This window comes from uncultured Christiangramia sp., from assembly GCF_913046405.1.
GTDB lineage: Bacteria > Bacteroidota > Bacteroidia > Flavobacteriales > Flavobacteriaceae > Christiangramia > Christiangramia marina.
In genome coordinates, this window is record NZ_CAJWRQ010000004.1 from 1 (window position 1) to 20,557 (window position 20,557).

15 protein-coding genes and 1 pseudogene are annotated in these 20,557 nt (G+C 37.6%); 5 read left to right on the top strand and 11 right to left on the bottom strand.

Features of this window, described 5'->3' with window-relative positions:
- On the top strand, window positions 1–2,377 hold a 2,377-nt coding region (locus QZ620_RS00925), incomplete at its 5' end, for a metallophosphatase (RefSeq protein ID WP_295178100.1).
- Window positions 2,378–2,426: 49 nt separating this feature from the next.
- Here the strand turns inward: QZ620_RS00925 and QZ620_RS00930 are convergent.
- The 3 genes and pseudogenes from QZ620_RS00930 to QZ620_RS00940 form a co-directional block, all read right to left on the bottom strand.
- A pseudogene (locus QZ620_RS00930) lies at window positions 2,427–2,924 on the bottom strand (haloacid dehalogenase type II); the annotation flags it as partial.
- An 18-nt stretch (window positions 2,925–2,942) separates the two neighbouring features.
- A complete protein-coding gene (locus tag QZ620_RS00935) occupies window positions 2,943–3,092 on the bottom strand; it encodes a hypothetical protein (RefSeq protein ID WP_295178102.1) in 150 nt (49 codons plus the stop codon).
- A 69-nt stretch (window positions 3,093–3,161) separates the two neighbouring features.
- On the bottom strand, window positions 3,162–3,389 hold the full coding sequence (locus QZ620_RS00940) for a hypothetical protein (RefSeq protein WP_295178103.1): 228 nt from the start codon (window positions 3,387–3,389) through the stop codon (window positions 3,162–3,164).
- A gap of 663 nt (window positions 3,390–4,052) precedes the next feature.
- On the opposite strand from QZ620_RS00940, the gene QZ620_RS00945 reads away from it, so the two are divergent.
- Window positions 4,053–5,132, top strand: a complete 1,080-nt coding sequence (locus QZ620_RS00945) for an SGNH/GDSL hydrolase family protein (RefSeq protein WP_295178105.1) — start codon at window positions 4,053–4,055, stop codon at window positions 5,130–5,132.
- Between the two features lie 13 nt (window positions 5,133–5,145).
- Window positions 5,146–6,528, top strand: coding sequence for a sialate O-acetylesterase (locus tag QZ620_RS00950; RefSeq protein WP_295178106.1), 1,383 nt, complete (start codon window positions 5,146–5,148; stop codon window positions 6,526–6,528).
- Here the strand turns inward: QZ620_RS00950 and bglX are convergent, their stop codons facing one another.
- From bglX to QZ620_RS00990, 8 genes are all read right to left on the bottom strand, one after another.
- Window positions 6,529–8,835: a beta-glucosidase BglX gene (bglX, locus tag QZ620_RS00955; protein WP_295178108.1), complete on the bottom strand. Its 2,307-nt coding sequence runs from the start codon at window positions 8,833–8,835 to the stop codon at window positions 6,529–6,531.
- A gap of 1 nt (window position 8,836) precedes the next feature.
- Complete coding sequence (locus QZ620_RS00960; protein WP_295178110.1) at window positions 8,837–10,129, bottom strand: glycoside hydrolase family 140 protein; 1,293 nt, start codon at window positions 10,127–10,129, stop codon at window positions 8,837–8,839.
- A gap of 123 nt (window positions 10,130–10,252) precedes the next feature.
- Window positions 10,253–11,545: a cellulase family glycosylhydrolase gene (locus tag QZ620_RS00965; protein WP_295178112.1), complete on the bottom strand. Its 1,293-nt coding sequence runs from the start codon at window positions 11,543–11,545 to the stop codon at window positions 10,253–10,255.
- Window position 11,546: 1 nt separating this feature from the next.
- Entirely contained in the window at window positions 11,547–12,827 is a 1,281-nt protein-coding gene (locus QZ620_RS00970) for a glycoside hydrolase family 26 protein (RefSeq protein ID WP_295178114.1), read from the bottom strand.
- A 4-nt stretch (window positions 12,828–12,831) separates the two neighbouring features.
- Window positions 12,832–14,019 carry an AGE family epimerase/isomerase gene (locus QZ620_RS00975; RefSeq protein ID WP_295178116.1) on the bottom strand — a complete coding sequence of 396 codons (1,188 nt, stop codon included), beginning with the start codon at window positions 14,017–14,019 and terminating at the stop codon, window positions 12,832–12,834.
- Window positions 14,012–15,172 (bottom strand): glycosidase, encoded by a 1,161-nt coding sequence (locus tag QZ620_RS00980; RefSeq protein ID WP_295178177.1) that lies wholly within the window; start codon window positions 15,170–15,172, stop codon window positions 14,012–14,014. The genes QZ620_RS00975 and QZ620_RS00980 overlap by 8 nt, the downstream gene beginning before the upstream one ends.
- Before the next feature lie 40 nt (window positions 15,173–15,212).
- A complete protein-coding gene (locus tag QZ620_RS00985; RefSeq protein ID WP_295178119.1) occupies window positions 15,213–17,054 on the bottom strand; it encodes a sodium:solute symporter family protein in 1,842 nt (613 codons plus the stop codon).
- Window positions 17,055–17,060: 6 nt separating this feature from the next.
- Window positions 17,061–18,128: a glycoside hydrolase family 26 protein gene (locus tag QZ620_RS00990; protein WP_295178122.1), complete on the bottom strand. Its 1,068-nt coding sequence runs from the start codon at window positions 18,126–18,128 to the stop codon at window positions 17,061–17,063.
- A gap of 275 nt (window positions 18,129–18,403) precedes the next feature.
- Here QZ620_RS00990 and QZ620_RS00995 point away from each other — a divergent pair, with 275 nt between their 5' ends.
- Both QZ620_RS00995 and QZ620_RS01000 read left to right on the top strand, forming a co-directional pair.
- Window positions 18,404–19,276 (top strand): AraC family transcriptional regulator, encoded by an 873-nt coding sequence (locus QZ620_RS00995; RefSeq protein WP_295178123.1) that lies wholly within the window; start codon window positions 18,404–18,406, stop codon window positions 19,274–19,276.
- 17 nt (window positions 19,277–19,293) lie between these two features.
- Window positions 19,294–20,322: a glycoside hydrolase family 5 protein gene (locus QZ620_RS01000; protein WP_295178125.1), complete on the top strand. Its 1,029-nt coding sequence runs from the start codon at window positions 19,294–19,296 to the stop codon at window positions 20,320–20,322.
- Window positions 20,323–20,557: the final 235 nt, after the last annotated feature.

Here is a 20,557-nt window from a genome sequence, read left to right on the forward strand (position 1 = left end):
AGTACTGGGTGCCGGAGGTGGACATCAATCAAGATCGCTTGGTTTTATAGATGACGATGGTCACGAATACACCATGAGAGCTTTGAAGAAAAGCGCACTTCAGTTTTTACAAACTACCGTGATCACAAATCACTATGTAGAAGATTATTTAGAAAACACGGTAGCTGAGCGATATGTACAGGATTTTTACACTACAGCTTTTCCTTACGGTACTTTCCCGGCAGGAAAATTCATGGACGAATTAAATATTTTCCACCCGAATTCTGAACTTTACTATGTTCCGAAGCAGGAAGCACTTGGAGTTTATAATGAGGAATATGGTGACGAACTATATATGTTCGAAGCACATATTGGAGGAGAAAATAAAGATCTACCAATTTTTGATGGAGCTGAAGATATTCTGAACTCATCAGATCTACTTCTGGAAATGCAGGAATCAAAAGAGGCTTATGTAGACGAAGAGATCTACATTAGAGCAAGGCTTCTCGACATGTTCCTGGGTGACTGGGATAGACATGAAGGACAATACGAATGGGCAGAATTCGAGGATGAAGAAGGTAAGAAAAGATATGTGCCTATCGCAAAGGACCGTGACCAGGTATTTTCAAAAACAGACGGTTTTATACTATCCTTACTTCGAGTAGGTTTCCCTCAAATTAGAGCGATGGAACCTTTTACAGAAACTGTGAAAAGACCAAAATGGTTTAATCATGCTGGATATCCACTAGATAAAGCCGTAATTAGAGATAATAACTGGAATACCTGGAAGGAACAGGCTGAATATCTTCAGAATACACTTACAGATGAAGTTATTCAGGAAGCTTTCGATGTATTACCTGCAGATATAGCAGATGATGAATATGTAAAGGACATCAAAAGCACTCTTGAGGTAAGAAGAGGGAATATGATGGAGATCGCACGCGAATACTACGATTACCTGGTGAAATTTGATATTTTCCTTGGAACTGAAGATGATGATGTTTTCCTTATTACTCGTAAACCTGACGGTGTTACGCAAATAGAGCTCACCAATGAAGATGGGAAAGTAGTTGCTCAAAAAACTTACAACAGCGACGAAACCAAAGAAGTTTGGATCTATGGACTAGATGGCGATGATGAATTTAAGATCATAGGCGAAGGTTCTTCTCTGGTAAAACTAAAAGTTATAGGTGGCGAAGAGAATGATATCTACGACTTTCAGAATACAAGAAAGGCGAAACTTTACGATTATAAGAGTAAGGATAACACGATAAAATCTTCAGGCGCCAATAAAATGCTTGTAGATTCTTATGATATTAACAACTACGATCCTAAGAAGAGAAAAAGTAACCAATTCACCTTTTTTCCTAGTGCCGACTTTAATTCTGACCAGGGATTTAGTTTAGGAGTTAAAAACACCTTTACTACCTATGGTCTGGTTCGTAATCCTTTTACATCGCAACATAATCTCTCTGCAAATTACTATTTTGCGACCCAGGGATTTGATGTTGGTTACTATGGTGAATTCGCAAACGTGTTCTACAAATGGAATTTAGGAGTAGATGCTTATTATTCGAGTCCGAATTTCGTAATTAACTATTTTGGAACAGGAAACGATACAGAGTATGATGACGACGATGTTTCCAGAGATTTTAACCGGGTGAAAATTGAACAATGGAGACTTGCGCCCTCACTTATTTATAGAAAGAACAACAATGTATTCTTCAGTATTAAACCTATGATCGAATCCAAGCAGGTTTCTTACGATGCAAATAGAATTGTAGCCGAAACTTTTGAGCCGGATAATGATGTTTTCGAAGAACAACTATATGCTGGTGCAGAGTTGAATTACAATTATTATAATAAGGATAGAGCAGCCTTTCCATCAAGAGGGATTGAAGTAGATCTTACCGCAGGTTATAAAAGTAATATTGATGAATTTGATAATAAATTCGCTTACGTGAGACCTATGCTATCTTTAAATTATCCGTTACACGAAAGTGGTTTCGCGGCTATTGCGACAAAAATTGGTGGTGAAGCGATCCTGGGCGATGAGTACGAATTCTATCATGCGGCGACACTTGGCGGTGGAAATAGAAATACGCTAAGAGGTTATCGTAATGAACGTTTTAATGGTAAATATGCATTCTATCAGAATATTGATATTCGAAGTGGGATCGCTCAATTCAGAACTAATTTTATCCCAATTCGTATGGGAGCCAGCATTGGTTATGATTACGGTAGAGTATGGGTAGATGAAGATGATAGTAATGAATGGCATTCTAATGTGGGTGGATCGATTTTCATCAACGCTTTCAAAGCCTTTACCGGAAATATAGGCTACTACGTTGGAGACGAAGGAGGTCGTTTGAACTTCACCGTAAACTTTGACTTCTAGTACTCGATACTATAAATTTTAAGCCACACCTAACAGTGTGGCTTTTTTATTATAATTCTTTTGCCAGTTGTTCTATAGTTTCTACCACGAGATCAGGATCTTTCGCCAGCTTAAATGGAAATTTCCCAGGCCTGCGCACGAAAGCTGTTTGCAATCCAGCCCTTCCTGCTCCTGCTATATCCCAGCCATGAGCTGCAACCATCATACAATCGCTTTTATTTACTTCGGAAGCGTCTACAATGTATTGGTAGCTATCAAGATGAGGTTTGTATTTCTTCACATTCTCAACGCTTTCAATATGGTCGAAGAAATGATCAATTTCAGCGAATTCCAGTTGTTTTCGAAGTACATCTGGTTTACCGTTGCTGTAAGCTATTAATTTAAATCCTGAACTTTTTAAATCCTCTAAACCTGGCATCACATCTGGATATGCTTTAAGACTGGTGATGGGTTTCAAGGTTTTCTGTAATTCTTCTTCGGAAAGATCTAAATCATATTTTAAGGCGTTCATTCTTAATACCTCCTGTGCTATTTGGCTAAAGTTGTGATAGGAATCACTTACCGTTTATACCAATGAATACTGTAAAAGTTCAGCAAACCAGATATCAGCCGCATATTCAATACCCAGAGCTTTATTGATGCTTTCCTTTAACGGAGACAGATCAAGAAGGGTTTCATTTACATCGAAAATGAGGGCTTTTGGAGTAAGTTTCATAATTTTTTTTAAAAATACGAATCTTACTCCCGAAATTTGAGCTGAGATTTCTAAAACTAAATAGCTTTTTTAGTAAGGAACTGGCGGACTGAGCTTAGGCGACGCCCTTACCTTTGATTCCTTAAAGATCTGTTCCTGTTTTATCAAAGTAGCATCTGCATACGTACTTGAAGTAATAAGAAACACGAGAAGACTAATTGCGATTGAAAAAAGAACTTTGGTTAGAACAGATAAATACTGAACCTGTTTATCAATTTTAACTTCGTCCTGAAGACTTGCAACTACGGTTGGTTTCATAGCATGAATACTATGTAGCAAATAGGGCACTACTGGTTAATAATACGTTCTGTCCAGGTAGGGTTATTTGGATAGCTTAATTTACTGATATAATAGACTGATTACAAGGTAATTGTCGATTTAAATGAAGAGGATATTAACAGGCATAAAATTTCGAATGGTTGATATTTACTGCGTTAATCCGACTTATAAACAATTTAACACTTTGCAATAATTTCGATTAAGTGCAGATTAATCAGACAGATGACTTTAGACACCAGTTAGTTAGCTGTATATAAATTAGCAAATAGCATATCTTCTAAAATATATATTTTGCAAATATAATTCTGATGTGAAATATTAGAATCAATTGAAAACAATGGACCCGAGTTTATATGAAGAAGTTGTAGCCTCACCAGGGCTATACACCCTAGCTTTGCAGCCTAGTATTTATAGGCTTTCCCAATGCTAATCTCTTGATTGTTGACGATCTGCGAATTTTTAACTCACCGATTCAATAAATCTGGATTAAAAATAATCATTTAATATTAAATCTTTTTGCTCTCGTTTAATTTAATTAAAACAAAACTTAACGTTTAGGTTGTTATAATATGATAAGTCTTTGAAAAAATAAGTGTACAAATTAAGGCAGGAGATAATTACCTTAGTCTAAACAATCAATTTATGAAGTTCAGTTATTTTGCCTTAATTATTTTAACGACTCTAACACTAAGTTGTAAGACAGAAAAGAAAGTTTCTGAATATTTTTTAGCCGGGAATTCTGCTATTTTATATGAAGGCAGAACCGATCAGCTAAACGACTCTGCGGTCGCTCTCATAAGTTCCGGTTCGTATGCTAAAATGAAAGTTGTAGGAGACAGCTGCACCTTTTTTATTTCTAATGAAAATCAGGATCACTCCTATGTCGCGATTGAGGTAAATGAAGACTATAAAGGCAGGTTTCTCGTTGATAGAAATCCCATTGGACTCAAATTATCATCATCTGATACCTCAAACATAAAAATTTATAAAGCTACTGAGGCCACCACAGGCGATATTATCTTCAATAAAATCCTGGCGGAAAATTTATTGGAAGCGAAAGCGGAAGAAAAACCCTTAATTGAATTTATTGGTAATAGCATCACGTGCGGAATGGGTGCTCAAAGAGAAGAAATTCCATGTGATACCGCAGAATGGTACGATCAGCATAACGCTTACCTGGCATATGGCCCAAGAGCAGCAAGAACTTTAGAAGCCAATTTTCGGCTAAGCTGTGTTTCAGGGATGGGAATGTACCGAAACTGGAATGATGAAGACCAGCCGGTAATGCCCGAGGTTTATCATAATCTCAGGCTAAATGCCGATTCCTCCAAAACAGTAAGTATAGATAGAAAACCAGATCTGGTTTCTATAGCACTGGGGACTAATGATCTCTCGTTAGGTGATGGGGAAAAGGAAAGAAGCGACTTTAGTCAGGAGAAATTTGTAGAAAATTATATTGGCTTTGTAGAAAAGATATTTCAGAAGTTTCCTGAAACTAAAATTACGCTGCTTACCAGCCCAATGATTGGTGAAAATGAACAGGCTATTTTGCTGGAAAGTCTTCAGAAAGTGAGAGATCATTTTACCGATAAACCGGTTTTTGTCTTTGAATTCGAACAAATGAAACCGAACGGTTGTGGCGGTCATCCTGATATTGAGGATCATAAGAAAATGGCCGATCAGCTAACTCCCTTTCTGGAGAAGGTTCTGAAAAACGAATAATTTAAATTATTATATGAAACCTAAATTTTCTAATCTCCTTTTTGCAGTAATATTAATCCCGGGATTTATCTACTCAAATGTAAGTTTACCTGCAATATTTGGTGATAATATGGTGCTTCAACGTAATGCCGAAGTAAAAATTTGGGGCTGGGCCAAACCGGGAGAGGAAATTCAAATTAGTGTAAGCTGGAGTCAAGAAAATTTCAAGGTAAAGCCAGATAGTAATGGTAATTGGCAGGCTTTAATTCCAACAAACGAAGAGCGGGGAAGCCAAACCATAAGCATCAAGGGTTACACCGAAGTGATACTGAAAAATGTTTTGATGGGCGAAGTCTGGTTAATTTCCGGACAATCTAATATGGAATGGACTGCGGGTGCTGGTATTGAAGGTGGAGAAGAGGCTATAAAAAATTCGGAAAACAGTAATATTAGGTTTTTTACCGTGAATCATCGCACGGCACAGTATCCTCAAAATGATCTAAGAGGTGAGTGGAGCGAAAGTTCTCCGGAAACGATGAAAAATTTTAGTGCTGTGGCCTACTTTTTTGCCCAGAAACTGAGTAAAGAACTGGACGTTCCGGTAGGTTTGGTAAATGCAACCTGGGGAGGCACTCCTGCCGAGCCCTGGATGCCGATTAGTACGATCAAAAATGACAGCACTTTAACCAAAGCTGCAGATCTTCTTCCGGAAACGGAATGGGGACCAAGCAAGCCGGGTTTGATTTATAATGCAATGGTAAATCCTTTCAAACAATTTAAATTTTCAGGCATTTTATGGTATCAGGGGGAATCGAATACAGCAAATGCCGATTATTATGAAGAAGTTTTTAGCGCGCTTATAAAAAGTTGGAGAGCTCAATTCCAGGACGAATTGCCTTTCTATTTTGCCCAAATAGCACCATTTAATTACGAAACCGAATTTTCCGGAGTCAAGATAAGAGATGCGCAACGAAAGGCTTTAAAACTGCCTCATACGGGAATGGTGATGACAGGTGATATTGGAAATATCGATGACATTCATCCTAAAAATAAGAAGGAAGTTGGTATTCGATTTGCTAATCTTGTGCTGGCCGATAAATTCAAAAAAGAGGTGAAAGCCTATGCTCCCATAATTGAAAAGGCTGTGATTCAAAAAAATAACATTATTCTAAGCTTCAACCATTCAGAAGGTTTACAAGTTAACACACATAATAAAGCTAGTCAGTTTGAAATTGCCGGAGAAGATAAAGAATTTCACCCCGTAGATTTCCGAATTAAAGATGAGCAGATCGTCCTTAAAAAAGGAAAACTGAAAGACCCGGTTTTCGTTCGCTATTCCTGGACAAATACCGGTATTCCTAATATTTCCAACGATGCAGGATTACCCTCTTCCAGTTTTACTATAGAAATTGAATAATTATTGCTGAAGGCTAAAATTTGTTTTAAGACTCGCATTTGAGTTTGTACCCACAAAGATTTCAAAATCTCCAGGCTCGACGATAAAATCACCATTTTGGTCATAATACCCCAGTTCTTTTTCAGTAAGACTGAAGTTTACAGTTTTAGATTCACCTTTTTTCAACTCTACCAATTGGAAACCTTTGAGCTCTCTAACCGGTCTTACTACTTTTGCAAAAAGATCCCTAATGTATAATTGCACCACCTCTTTACCGTCATAATCACCGGTATTACTGAGTTCTACACTCACTTTTACTTCTTGATTTACAGCAAAGCTATTCTCTACTTTGAGATTTGAATAATTGAAAGATGTATAGCTTAATCCGAAGCCAAACGGGTAGAGTGGAGAACTTTCTTCATCGATATAATGCGACCAGAACACCATATTATCACCGGGTTGAGGATCTACTGGTCTTCCGGTATTCTTATGATTGTAGTAGATAGGTATTTGCCCCACACTTCTGGGGAAGGTCATAGGTAATTTCCCACTAGGATTATAATCTCCATACAGCACCTGAGCGACCGCATTTCCTGTTTGAGTTCCCAAATGCCAGGCTTCCACGATTGCGGGGATATTCTCTGAGGCCCAGTTGAGCACTAAAGGTCTTCCATTATTGAGAACCAATATTACGTTTTTGTTGGCTTCATAAATTTTCTCCATCAGTTCCTGCTGAACGCCTGGTAAATCGAGAGCTGTACGACTACGACCTTCTCCGCTCTGGAAACCGTGTTCTCCCAATACAAGGATTACCACATCTGAATTTTTAGCGACAGTTATTGCCTTTTCAAATCCGCTTTTATCGGTGGTATTAAATTCCAGTTCATTGATAAACGTAGGCTTCTTGGTAAGCAGTTCTGCTCCTTTTTCAAATAAGAGTTCATTTCCCGAGTATTGCTTTAAACCTTCCAGTATCGAAATTCCGCTATTATCTTCAGAAGCGATACGCCAGCTTCCCAATACACTATTATTATCATCTGCCAGCGGACCAATTACCGCTATTTTCTGACCAGTCTTTTTTAAGGGCAATAGATTGTTTTCATTCTTTAAAAGAACGATAGATTTTTTAGCAATATCCAGAACAGCCTCCTGATTTTCCTTGCTGCCAATGACAGTTTTCTCCCTTTCAGGATCACAGTATTTATAGGGATCATCAAACAGGCCTAATTCAAATTTCACCCGAAGGATTCTTCGAACCGCATCATCTACCAATGCTTCATCTACGTGGCCAGCTTTTACTAATTCCACGAGTTCATCTACATAAGAAGAAGATTCCATGTCCATATCAACCCCTGCTTTTACAGCAATTTCAGCCGCATGGGCCATATCTTTTGCATAACCGTGAGTAACCATTTCTCCAATAGAAGCCCAATCTGAAATCACGAATCCCTCAAAGTTCCATTTCTCTTTAAGAATATCCCGTAAAAGAAACTCGTTTCCGGTGACCGGAATTCCGTTCAATTCATTAAAACCATTCATAAAAGTTTTGACACCTGCTTCTTCAGCAGCTTTAAAAGGAGGTAATACGATATTATGAAGGGTTACCGTTCCTATGTCGGCTTTATTATATTCCCGGCCAGCCTCGGCAAAACCATAAGCAGCAAAGTGTTTGGCCGTCGCAGCGATTGTATTTACTGCGGAGAGGTCGTCTCCCTGAAAACCACGAACCCTGGCTCTGGCTATGGCACTTCCCAGGAAAGGATCTTCCCCGGCACCTTCCATCACACGACCCCAGCGCGGATCTCGTGAAATATCAACCATAGGAGCAAAAGTCCAGTTGATACCCGATGCAGCCGCTTCAGCCGCTGCTACCGATGCTGATATTTTAATAGCTTCCAAATCCCAACTTGCCGCTTCGGCTAGCGGAATTGGACTTAAGGTTTTATAGCCGTGAATCACATCAAATCCTATAATCAACGGAATTCCCAAACGGCTTTCTTCAACCACTATTTTTTGCACTGCTCTTACCTGATCTGTACCTCTTACCGTAAGCATGGACCCAACTCTTCCTTTTCGAAGGTCGTCATATTTCTTTTCGGCATTTCCACCTTCTGGAGAAGGGCCGGTTACATCCCAAAACCCGTTATATTGATTCATCTGACCCACTTTTTCTTCCAGGGTCATAATAGTTAAAAGAGAATCTACTTTAACATCGGTACTGTCTTTAGTAGAATCATTATTTATCATCTTAAGATCTTTTTTAATAGAAAAACTGCTTAGAAGAATCCCTGAACTTAACAGCAGAAATAACAGTAGTTTTTTTCTCATTTTACGGAATTTTATTCAAATTAAAAGTGTTTGCTTTTGGAAGTAATGCAAGCAGACAGTCTCTGCCCTTCCCTGAAGAGGGTGGTTCAAAAATATCACTTTTGAGAATCTTTGATTTCTGAATTTTTTCCAAAACACCTGTGCGCGGATTGAACCAATAAGCTTTAATTTTTTGAAAATTCACTTGCTGCAAATTAGCTTTGAACGATCTTCCTTCAGGGGTGTAAAAAAGAGCAAATTCCGATGCTTTTGCGGCAATGATATAAGCTGTGTCTTCTGGATTCTCACTTAAAATTAGTCCGGGAGCGTAGCTCATTTTCTGCCATTCCAGAGATGTAAAAAACTCCTTCATAAATTTCATTTGCTCCGCTCCTGGAAGTTGTAGGGCTTTTTTCCAACCTATCTGCGCATCAATTATAGCAGTTCTTTCATTGGAGTACATTTGCCAAACATCGTTACTGCCATAAGTATAACCAGCAGCACCAGCAAGCATGCTCCAATAAGCTGAAATTCTCACATCGGCCTCGTTTAAGCGACCGAAATAATCATCTTTCCAAAAACGGTCGGGTATATCCTCATAACGGGCTTCCCCATTCACCACAGGGCGAACAGTTTGTTTATTTGCCTCTTTTAAAACGTATTTATATTTTTTTGCAAGGCTGGAATGCTCACTTTGAAACATATCAATATCCAACCAGTCCTCCTCAAAATAATCTGAAGCTATTTCCGCGCCCGAAGGATGGTAACTTAATAAGTGATTATTATCTGTCTTCTTTATACCTCGAGCCAGGCTTTGTATTATTTTATAATGTTCTGTAGTTTCTGGAATCCTGTCACCTCCCAAGATCCAGATAATATTTGGGTAGCGCTTATATCTTTTCCCCAGTAATTCTCCATAGACTTCGGCATTTTCCGGAGTAAGGATTTCGGGAGCAACTCCCCATTTTTTATTAAATTTGTCGCCCCACGCCGGTAATAGCCCTACATAAAGTCCGCTTTTTTCAGCTTCGTTTAGAACAAAATCCAGGTGTTCAAAGTACTTCTCATTCAGATGGCCAGGATCATTTTTCAAAAGTGGTTTCTCCCCATAAGCATTAGGAACATTCAACCCCTCCTGCTCAGCTAAAATCACCGTTTGAATAACAGAAAAACCTTTCTCCCGGCGATCCTTTAAGTAGATTAAAACTTCTTCCTTATCCAGGCGATGTACTAACTCCCATGCAGTATCACCCATCCAGAAGAAAGGTTCGCCAGATTCAGTTTCCAGGAAATGCTGGTCATTACTAACCTTCAAAAAAGGCATTTCCTGAGAGTAAAAATAAAACTGTGGAAACATTAAGAATATAAGCAAAACAAAGAGCCTTGGCTTTTCCAAAGAAAAAAAGAAAACCAACGAATTATTTCTACTTTTTGTCATCTATTCTACCGCTTCTGGATTAACAATTTTATTATATTTTTTGATTATTTGCAGCGTAGATTTATCTGAGGAAAAAACAGTATTCAGCCCCTGAGGTTCCTGAGGAGGGTCTGCACTAAAATCGTCACCTTTCTCCCATTTCCCGGTGATAGGATTTGTTTTTGCAAAACCACCAAAGCCCCAAAAATTCACTCCGGCTAGCACTCCTTTGTTTTCAAAACTCTGCTTTAGTTCCAAGAAAAGCGCCTCATAAAAATCATTGCGATTCTTCACAGAAGCTTCAGGCGATAAACTCTCTTTGGCTCTTGGAAATCCAAATTCAGATATAACGATGGGTTTGTTGAGATCTTCAGCTACCTTAATATGCTCCTGAATATACTCTTTTGCATTTCCGATAGATGTTTGAAGTGTTTCTACTTCATTTTCCGGAGAATACCATTGCCAGTTTTTGGGCCACATATGCATGGTTAAATAATCTATATCAGGATTTTCATGTAGAATTTTATAAGTTTCAATTTCCTGAAGGTAACTTGCTTTCCCTTCAGCACCGGTCGAAATCAATGTATCAGGATCCAGTTCTTCTAAAATGCTTACCACTTCATTTAACCAGTCTTTAAAAGGTTCCCGGTCTTCTTCAGTAAATATGCGAGGTTCATTCGCCACCTGCCAGGACATGATGATATTGTCTTCAGTATATTTCTTGCCATTATAAGCATTGGTTCTTCCAACAATAAAGCGTATATGATCTTTAAAAGCTTCCCTGCAGGGCTTACAGGTATGGAACTGCTGGGTATATTCAAAATAATCTGGCCAGCTATATTTTTCAAGAAAAGGATTAGCGACTTCACCATATCCATTCCAATTAAGGTAGGCTGACATCCCACCAGACCATATCCAGTTATTATTTAAGTACAGGACGGCGTACATTTCTCTTTTAGCCATTTCCGCAAGAAGAAAATCCAAACCGTTCAAAAGATCCTGATTATATTTACCCTGTTCCGGCTGTAAAGCTGGTTTCACCTGGAAGTCCTCGTTGCCGCCTTCAGCTCCTACAAGGATCCTGAGATTGTCAATTCCGAGGCTATCCATCAGGTCCAGCTCTTTAATAAGTCGATCTCTATCGCCAATATTGCTAGCAGCGATGAGCGGACCATACCAGTAATTAGCTCCTACAAAATAATAAGGCTTGTTACCTTTTAAGAATTTTCCATCTTTAACAGTGACTTCCTGTATTCCTCCACAGGAAATTAGTACCAGGGAAAAGATGGAAAAAAAGATCTTGAATATTTTCATTCTAGGCGTTATTATCTTCAGGGAGGTCATAAATATTTGGCATATCATCTAATAGCCAGGTTTTATCCTTTTCCACAAAATCCATAAAATCAGCGGCGCCATCTGTTCCCGGAGCTGGAACGGTATAGGAATCGGCAGAATTTTGCCAGAACATCATAAAACCAATATTGATCTCATTATCGGTTAAAACCTGATAAAGATTATTAGAATAAAAATTAGAAGCCAGAGTAGTTCCGGAACTTACAAAATATCCAGTTTCAGTAAAACCAGGTATTTTAACCCTTTCTTCTGCCAGATCTGAAACGACTTTCAGTTTCTGGTTAGCAGCTGCAAGATTGGCACCTTGTTGATTGGCAAGATCTCCGTAATTATCCATGCCCACAATATCTACATATTCATCACCTGGATATCTTTGAAGATAGGATGTGGTGGTAGAATAGCTGTTATCCGGAGAAAAAGCATAAAGAATATTATTAACCCCAAGATCATCTCTTAAATATTCCACGGTAAACCTCCATAGGGAAATAAATTCCTGTGGCGTACTATAGGGAGCTCCCCACCAGAAAAAGTCTTTGTCAAATTCATGGAATGGTCTGAATATTATGGGGATCACACTTCCATCTGTGCCTTTAAGGCCCTTTGCGAATTCTGCTACTTTCTGAAGCTTTTGTTTATAGTAATCATGATTTGCTCCTCCCGGAAGGATACTTTTAAAGGCATTTTCCTTTTGGAAAGCTGTCATTTCCGAAGTGTAAAAATCATCACCCTCATAAGGTTCCCTTAAATGCCAGCAGAATATATTCACCATACCTTTATCATAGGCTTCTATCGTCTTTTCCTTGATAAGCTGTTCCTGTTGGTAGAACCAGTTATTGGCTTCGCCGTTATTTTGATCGTCTGTAATAAACATAAAATCTGAGCCAAGCATTCCAGGATCGCTACCAGTTAGTTTTTTCATATCAGAAAAACCGTCATTATTATTATAAAATGAAGAAAATGCATCCTGTTGCCCAACAATAAATTTGGAATAGGAAATTGCTTTTAGGTTATAAAATAGAGCAACGGTTTCAGCAGTAGCACCAGCATCCACCATAAAAGCAGGAGTTTCTGATGGAAAAAAATTTATTGATAATGCTTCATCTGGAGTTTCTTCAGGAATTTCCTCTGGATTCTCGCCGGTTTCTGGTGGCGTTGGTACAGGTTTTTCTATAATTTCATCCTTGGAACAACCGGAAAGAAAAATACCCGATACGAAAACGAATAGGAATAGATGTTTTTTCATTGTTTTAGTTTTTTAGCAGCATCATACAGGCTCTTGAATTGTGGTAAGGAGCTTTCCACATGCTTAATTTATCTTCAGTTTCGTAGGGATTATTATTCTTATCTACCCGGAAATACCATTCTCCGTGGGCATGATCTTTAATATGCTGTTTAGTGTATTCCCAGATATCTTCTTTGGCCAGTAGAAATTTCTTCTCACCAGAAATATTAAAAGCATACTCCAGGCCTACCATCGCCTCTACCTGGGGCCACCAATGTCTATCTTTATCTACTTCACCGGAATCCAGATCTTTTTCGTTAATCACTCCCGCATTCGGGACATAGGCCTCTTTAAGAAAAACCTCAGCTACTTCAATCGCCACTATTTCGGCTTTCTCAAGGAATTTTTTACTTCCAACAGCTTTGCAGGCTTCAATAATTAGCCAAACTGCCTCAATATCATGGCCGTAAGAAACGTTGTTGTTCGCTCGTTGCCAGTTAGTATTAAAGAACAATTGAAAATGCTTGTTTTCGGTATCCAGGAATTTTTCGAGGAATAACTCTATTAGGTTTATTAATGCTCCTTTTACGGAAGTATCTTCAGTAACAAGAAAAAGATTGGTATAGGCTTCCAGAATATGAAGATGGGTATTCATTGTTTTCGCTGAATTATCATCTTTTTCACTCAGTCGCATGTCTTCTATGGGTGACCAATCCTGTTGAAAAGCTTCCAGATATCCATTTTTTTCCCGATCACGGGCTGTTGTTTCTATTAATACGAATAAGTGGTAAGCCCAGTTTAAAGCGTCCCTATCATTGGTTAATTTATAGTATTCTGTTAAAGCATAAATTGCAAAGGCCTGAGCATAGATTTGTTTTCTCCTGTTAACCGGATTTCCTTTATAATCTAATTCCCAGAAAATACCTTTGTACTCCTCATCATAGAAATACTTTTTTAAATAATCATAGGCTCTTTCAGCAAGTTTCCGACAAGAATCATCCTTTTGAAAATTTTCTATGGCTGAAAAAGTCCAAAGCAATCTGGTGTTTAGAATAGCTCCTTTGTTTGCGTAAGGAACTTCTTTATTAAAATGGTCTCGTTTTCCTAAAAAACCGCCATGTTTTTCATCCACACTATTTGCTTTCCAGTACTGAATGATATTTTTCAGTTCTTCATTTAGCTCAGTTTTTATATCGGAAGAGAGATCAGTCATTTTTAAACTTTTTATTTTTCTCTATTTGACACAGAATGTTTTTAACCGAAGCAGCAGAGGTAAATTCATCCTGCTTAGTGTTTTTTACATAATCCAAAAGTCTCTTTAATGAAGACACCGCCACATGTGACCTGGTATCTGAAGAGGCGTAATAAATAAAAATCTTGCCGTCGTCATCTTTTATCCATCCATTCCCGAAGAGGACATTCGGAACATCTCCCACAGTTTCTTCATAATTTGGAGCCATAAAATAACCCGCAGGCTGATAAGTAACTTTAGAAATATCGTCCAAATCGGTCATGAATAGATATAGCGTATATCTTAATCCTCCTGCAGTGTTCCGTACCCCATGAGCAAGATGTAGCCAGCCTTCTTCCGTTTTGATAGGAGCCGGGCCAAGACCGTTTTTCATTTCATAGATCGTATGATACACCTTTTGATTGATGATCTTTTCATCTTCCAACACAGGATTGGTGATATCCTTAATAAATCCAAGGCCAATTCCGCCACCGCTTCCCACTTCAATAAATCCGTCCTGAGGTCTGGTATAAAGAGCATACTTCCCATTTACCAATTCGGGATGCATCACCACGTTTCGCTGTTGACCGGAATTTGATATAAGGTCTGGCAGTCTCTCCCAGTTTATAAGGTCTTTTGTCCTGGCTATTCCGGCATTGGCAACAGCTGCGGTAGTATCTCCAGTCATTTTATCTTTTCTTTCCGTACAAAAAATACCATAGACCCACCCATCTTCATGTTGAGTTAGGCGCATGTCATAAACATTAGTATCGGGCTCACCGTATTGGGGCATAACCACTGGTTTTTCCCAGAATTTAAAGTTATCTACGCCATTTGGACTTTCCGCCATCGCGAAAAATGATTTTCTATCATTTCCCTCAACCCTAACAGCAAGAATATATTTTCCCTGCCACTTCATAGCTCCCGGGTTGAATGTGGCATTGATACCAATTCTTTCAAGACCGAAAGGATTCGTTTCCGGATTAAAATCATATCTCCAGGCTAACGGAGTGTGTCTTGCAGTCACTACCGGATTAGTGTATCTTTCAAATATTCCATTAGAATATTCCTCCGGGAAATTTGGTCTTTCGAGCAATTCCGTATGATTTTTCAATAAACGGTCATAATTAACCATTTTCCCGGAGTCTTTGTTTTTTTGCGTAAAATCCATTGTATTAGTATTTACTTCTAATATTATTTTCAATTTTTATTTTATCCCACCAGTTCTTTTTGAGGATTAATATGCAAATACCTAGAACTGCAAGTGAAACCAGTAATGGTAAATTTTTGTGCAGAATAAGATAAAGAGGAGCTACTACCAGAAGTGTCTGAGCAATAGTTCCAATTACTACGTTAAACATATCACGCCCAAAAGCCTTGTTTCTTTCGAAAGCTGGATCTTCTGCCTTAACTTTTTCACAGATTGGTTTCCAGAAGCCCCATGGTTTTGTACGTCTATAAAAATCTTTAAGAACCTCTTCTTCTGTAGGTGGAGCAGAATAAGTTCCAATGATACTTCCCGCAATAGAAATTAAAAGTATGATCGGGAAATAATATAAATCAAGGGTATCTGTGAAAATAGGAAAGATCATGGCAGGAAGCATTCCTGACAGCATTCCCCAAAAGTAACCTGTTCCATTGAATCTCCACCAATGCCATTTGAGGACGTTGGATACTACATAACTTCCATACAATGCAGAAACGATCCATTGAAGGATGGAGTTGACGTCCTGAATGAAGAAACCAAGAATTATACTAATAATTACAACAAGAATTCCACTTCCATAGTTCATCAGTTTCACTTTGGAATGTGCTGCCTGGGGGTTATAGTGTTTGAGATAAATATCGTTAACGAGATAGGCCTGGGCAGCGTTAAGAGTTCCTGCAAATGTTGACATGAAGGCAGCTAATAAGCCTGCGAGCAATAATCCAAGTAAGCCAACAGGAACAAATTGTTCAATCGCGGCAGGCAGTATTTTTTCAAAATCCAAGACCCCTGCTGTGGTAAGATCTAATTGATCGTAAAATAGTACAGCTAAGACTCCAAAGCCTCCAACCATTAAATACCGTGTGGGGATGAGTGCTAATATCGAAAATGCGCTCATTTTTGCCGCTTCTAAAGGCGATTTGGTAGATAGTATTTTCTGCATGTCGTAATTGGGAGCAGGACCAGCTATGCTTGATAAAATTCCTTTGAATAGCATGAGCATAAAGAAAATACTAAATAGCGTATACCCATCTGAAGTGACTTTTGTGTTAACCTCATCTATAATCCCACTCCAATCCATATTGAGTTCCCAGCCAAAAAATGGGTTCATCCAGCCGTCTGGAACATCCAATGTATTGGTGCCCATTGCCTGCCATGCAATTACTGCGATGGCAATAGATGAAATGGTCATTACCGTATACTGTAAAAGATCTGTCCATACAATACCTGACATCCCTCCTAAAACCGAATAAAAAACGGCAAACATGGTGAAAATTATTCCATAGAAATGAGGTATATATGTGGCCGGTACATTAAAAGGCACATAGCCTGAAACAACCTCCCATGGAATAAATATCTCTACAAATTTCCCCAACCCAATGAATCCATAAGCTAAAAAGCCCAAACAGCTAAGTATGGCAAATATTACTATAATCGTATGCGAGAGTCTCCCTCCTCTTCCACTACCAAACCTAAATAATATCCATTCTGCACCGGTAGTTACATTAGATCGCCTAAGCCATACCGACAAATATACCATTAGAAAGACCTGATTAAAAACAGGCCATAACCAGGGAATCCAGACACTTTTAAATCCATACACAAAAGTTAGTGTAACCAGCCACATGGTTCCAGAAATATCAAACATCCCTGAAGCATTTGAAAGCCCAAGCATATACCACGGCAGGCTTTTACCACCCATTAAATAATCATCCTTACTTTTTTGCGCTCTTTTTCTAAGCGCTAATCCTATAAGGATAGTTCCTGTGAGATAAAGTAATATGATAATGACATCAAGGCCCTGTAGCATTATAAATTAAAGTTTAAAGTTGATTTTCTTTACCTGATCTAAAAATAAAGTTTCTTCCAGTTTTTCAAATTCCCTGAAGTCTTCTGCAGTTACATCATCTTTATAGGTAGAGAAATAATGATCGAGCCTAGCATTCCTCCAAAGTAGCACCCAGGCAATACCCGAATCTTTAATACCAGGATATAAGTTTTCTGTCCACCAGTCAGGATCTGAGCCCGGATTAATATTTCCTGTTTCAGTAAGAGCATATGGCTTTGATCTTTTTTGAGCTTCAGATCTCAGGATTTCAAGATTTGTTTGAATGTTTTTTATGAATGCCTCTTTGCCGCCGTAATTATAAATGTCAACCCCGAGAATATCAACATATTCATCACCGGGATAGTATCTTTCAAAATCCTCTTTACTTTGCATGATGTTAAGAGAATAGGCAAATAAGAGATTTTGAACATTGTTTTGCTGAAGTAGCATAAAAGTTTGTCTCCATAATTCCTTGTAGTCTTCTGCGCTGCAATTCCCTTCTCCCCACCAAAACCATCCGCCATTCATTTCATGAAAGGGTCTAAAAACTACTGGTATAGGCTGATCTTTTTCATCTTTTAAGGATTTAAAGAAAATCGAGAGTCGTGATACCCATTTTTCATATTTTTCTCGCTTTAAACCACCCTTTAAAATTTCGGAAACTGCTGCCGTCGTATCCCAGGAACTCCCATCTGTCACCGGGTTATCCAGGTGCCAGCTGAAAGTTATAATCGCACCCTTTTTATACATTTTTTTTACCTGATCCCTCATAAGCACAAAGGAAACGGTATCGAGATTGAAAGAATGATTTAACTCAATGTGCCCAAGATCGTACCCATGAACCGCCGGAAGCTTTCCAGAAACATCCCTGATATCACTTCTTATCTTAAGAGGGGAATCTGGCTGTTTCCAGTTAATGCCATATATGGTAGCATCCTGATGTCCAAAAGCGAAACCATCATTGGGAATGGTTTTTATTCTTTCATATAAAATTTTAGTTTTTTCTGATGCCTTAATATTAGCAAGGTGAATGTCCTCTAATTTTATTCGATACATACTTTTACATGATGTCATACATACAATAAATGTTAGAAGAATACCTATTTTGACAATATATTTCATGTAATAAGTGTAAATTTTGAATTTTTTTGGTAAAATATTTTATCTTTAGTTTTGTCTTATTATATATTTAATCTCTAAATTTTAAGGAAAATTTAATTAAATCGCCTAAAATGTTAAGAAATATCAAATTTAACTTTCAAGGTTATTGAACTTTAATAGAATATTGTCAATTCTTGATTAAATTTTTTCTCAATCGTAATTAAAAGAATATGCAAAAGGAGATACACCGGGAAATTACACCCCTAGCCCCTGAAGATAGCTTCCTTGTTTTTGATAGAATTAAGGATGATTTTGATTTTCCAATTCATTTTCATCCTGAGTATGAGCTTAATTTTATTTTAAATGGTAAAGGTGTTCGGCGAGTAGTGGGTGATAGTTTGGAGGAAATTGATAATATAGAATTAGTACTTGTGGGGCCAAACCTGAATCATGGTTGGGAAATCCACAACTGTAGCAATAAGAAAATTCACGAAATAACAATTCAATTTCATAACGACCTTTTTGATGATAGGCTGTTAAGCCGAAGAATAATGAAACCGATAAAGGATATGTTTGAAAGGTCTGCTCACGGAATATTGTTCTCAGAAAAGATTTCAAAAGAAATAAAACCAAAAATACTTAGATTATCTAAAATAGATAGTATTGATTATTTTCTGGAGCTGATTTCCATCTTACATGACCTTGCAAATTCCAGAAATCAACACCTTCTTTCATCATATATTTCAGAAAATAAAAACTTTGAAAACAGTGATAAGATTAAGAAAATATATGAGTATATACAGGAGAATTATCAAAAAAAGATAAGCTTGAAGGAGATCTCGGATGTTGTAAATATGAGCCCGGTCTCTTTTAATCGATTTATTAAACGGAGAACCGGAAAAACTTTTATTGAATACGTTAATGATACAAGAATAGGTTATGCTGCTCGATGGTTAATTGAGAAGGAACTAAGTATAGCCGAAATTGCCTTTAAATGTGGTTTCAATAATATTGCAAATTTCAATCGAGTTTTTAAAAAGAATAAGGACTGTACACCTAGCCAGTACAGGGAGGAATTTAGTGGAATAAAAAGAGTATTATAAATATTATTAAAGGCTTCATGAAAAGCATATCTGGGTTAATTATTTTCTTACTTCCGTTATTAATTATTTGCGGTTGTTCTTCTATGAATATGGATTCGTCTTCCAGAGAGAAAAACAACGAAGGATCTGCCGTTAAAGCATTAAATACAGAAAATTTGACTCCGGTAGCCAAGTATGGTCAGTTAAGCTTCGATGGGATTAAATTGGTTAGTGAGCATGGAGAAGTTGTTCAGTTAAAAGGGATGTCTTTGTTCTGGAGCCAATGGCAACCGCAGTATTATAATAAAACCACCTTAAAACAATTGAAAGATAATTGGGGGATTAGTGTTATAAGAGCAGCTATGGCTATTGAAAACGAAGGTTTCCTGGAAAATCCGGAAAAAGAGAAGCGAAAAATTTATAAAGTTGTAGATGCAGCAATTGAGCTTGGAATTTATGTTATCGTAGACTGGCATGATCATCATGCTGAAGATCATCTTTTAGAAGCAAAGAAATTTTTCTCTGAATTAAGTGATAAATATGGTCAATACCCTAATTTAATATATGAGCCTTATAATGAACCGTTAGAAGTTTCCTGGAGTAAAGTTCTAAAACCATATCATCAGGAAATCATCTCAGCAATTAGAAAGAACGATCCCGATAATATTATAATATGTGGCACACCTAGATGGTCACAGGATGTTGTTTACGCAGCAAAAGATCCTATTAATGAGGCTAATATTGGTTACACATTACATTTCTATGCAGGTACTCATCACGAAGAACTTAGAGAGGCAGCTGCTAATGCAATGAAGAAAAATCTACCAATTTTTGTTACTGAATTTGGAACTACAAATGCCGATGGTAATGGGGAAGTTTTTTATGAGGAAACTCAAAAATGGTTAGACTTTATGGATGACAATAATTTGTCATGGTGTAATTGGTCTATAGCTGATAAAAAAGAAGCATCTGCAGCCCTTAAACCTGGTACTAAGCATAACGAATTAAAGGACTTATCTAATCTTAGTAAGTCGGGAAAATATGTCAGATCCAAAATTATTGAATAGCACTATTTCTCTATTATTTTTCTGCTGAATATATTTTGAACTTACCAATTTCGTATAAAATTAATATTAGCATATTCCAGATTAATCTAGGTAGGAAAAAATATCATTAATATTTGATAAAATAATATTAACAAGACCTTAACTTTCCTTCTAATTTTGAGTATGGGAAAAATATGGGTGTTTTTTTGTTAATATAACAATTGTTTTGTTTTCATATTATTGATACCGTAATTTT

Coding starts and splice junctions, on each gene's coding strand:
- QZ620_RS00985 (WP_295178119.1), bottom strand. CDS start 17,054: ATGCTACAGGGCCTTGATGTCATTATCATATTACTTTATCTCACAGGA.
- QZ620_RS00945 (WP_295178105.1), top strand. CDS start 4,053: ATGAAGTTCAGTTATTTTGCCTTAATTATTTTAACGACTCTAACACTA.
- QZ620_RS00970 (WP_295178114.1), bottom strand. CDS start 12,827: ATGAAAAAACATCTATTCCTATTCGTTTTCGTATCGGGTATTTTTCTT.
- QZ620_RS00995 (WP_295178123.1), top strand. CDS start 18,404: ATGCAAAAGGAGATACACCGGGAAATTACACCCCTAGCCCCTGAAGAT.
- QZ620_RS00965 (WP_295178112.1), bottom strand. CDS start 11,545: ATGAAAATATTCAAGATCTTTTTTTCCATCTTTTCCCTGGTACTAATT.
- QZ620_RS00950 (WP_295178106.1), top strand. CDS start 5,146: ATGAAACCTAAATTTTCTAATCTCCTTTTTGCAGTAATATTAATCCCG.
- QZ620_RS00990 (WP_295178122.1), bottom strand. CDS start 18,128: ATGTATCGAATAAAATTAGAGGACATTCACCTTGCTAATATTAAGGCA.
- QZ620_RS00935 (WP_295178102.1), bottom strand. CDS start 3,092: ATGAAACTTACTCCAAAAGCCCTCATTTTCGATGTAAATGAAACCCTT.
- QZ620_RS00940 (WP_295178103.1), bottom strand. CDS start 3,389: ATGAAACCAACCGTAGTTGCAAGTCTTCAGGACGAAGTTAAAATTGAT.
- bglX (WP_295178108.1), bottom strand. CDS start 8,835: ATGAGAAAAAAACTACTGTTATTTCTGCTGTTAAGTTCAGGGATTCTT.
- QZ620_RS01000 (WP_295178125.1), top strand. CDS start 19,294: ATGAAAAGCATATCTGGGTTAATTATTTTCTTACTTCCGTTATTAATT.
- QZ620_RS00980 (WP_295178177.1), bottom strand. CDS start 15,172: ATGGTTAATTATGACCGTTTATTGAAAAATCATACGGAATTGCTCGAA.
- QZ620_RS00975 (WP_295178116.1), bottom strand. CDS start 14,019: ATGACTGATCTCTCTTCCGATATAAAAACTGAGCTAAATGAAGAACTG.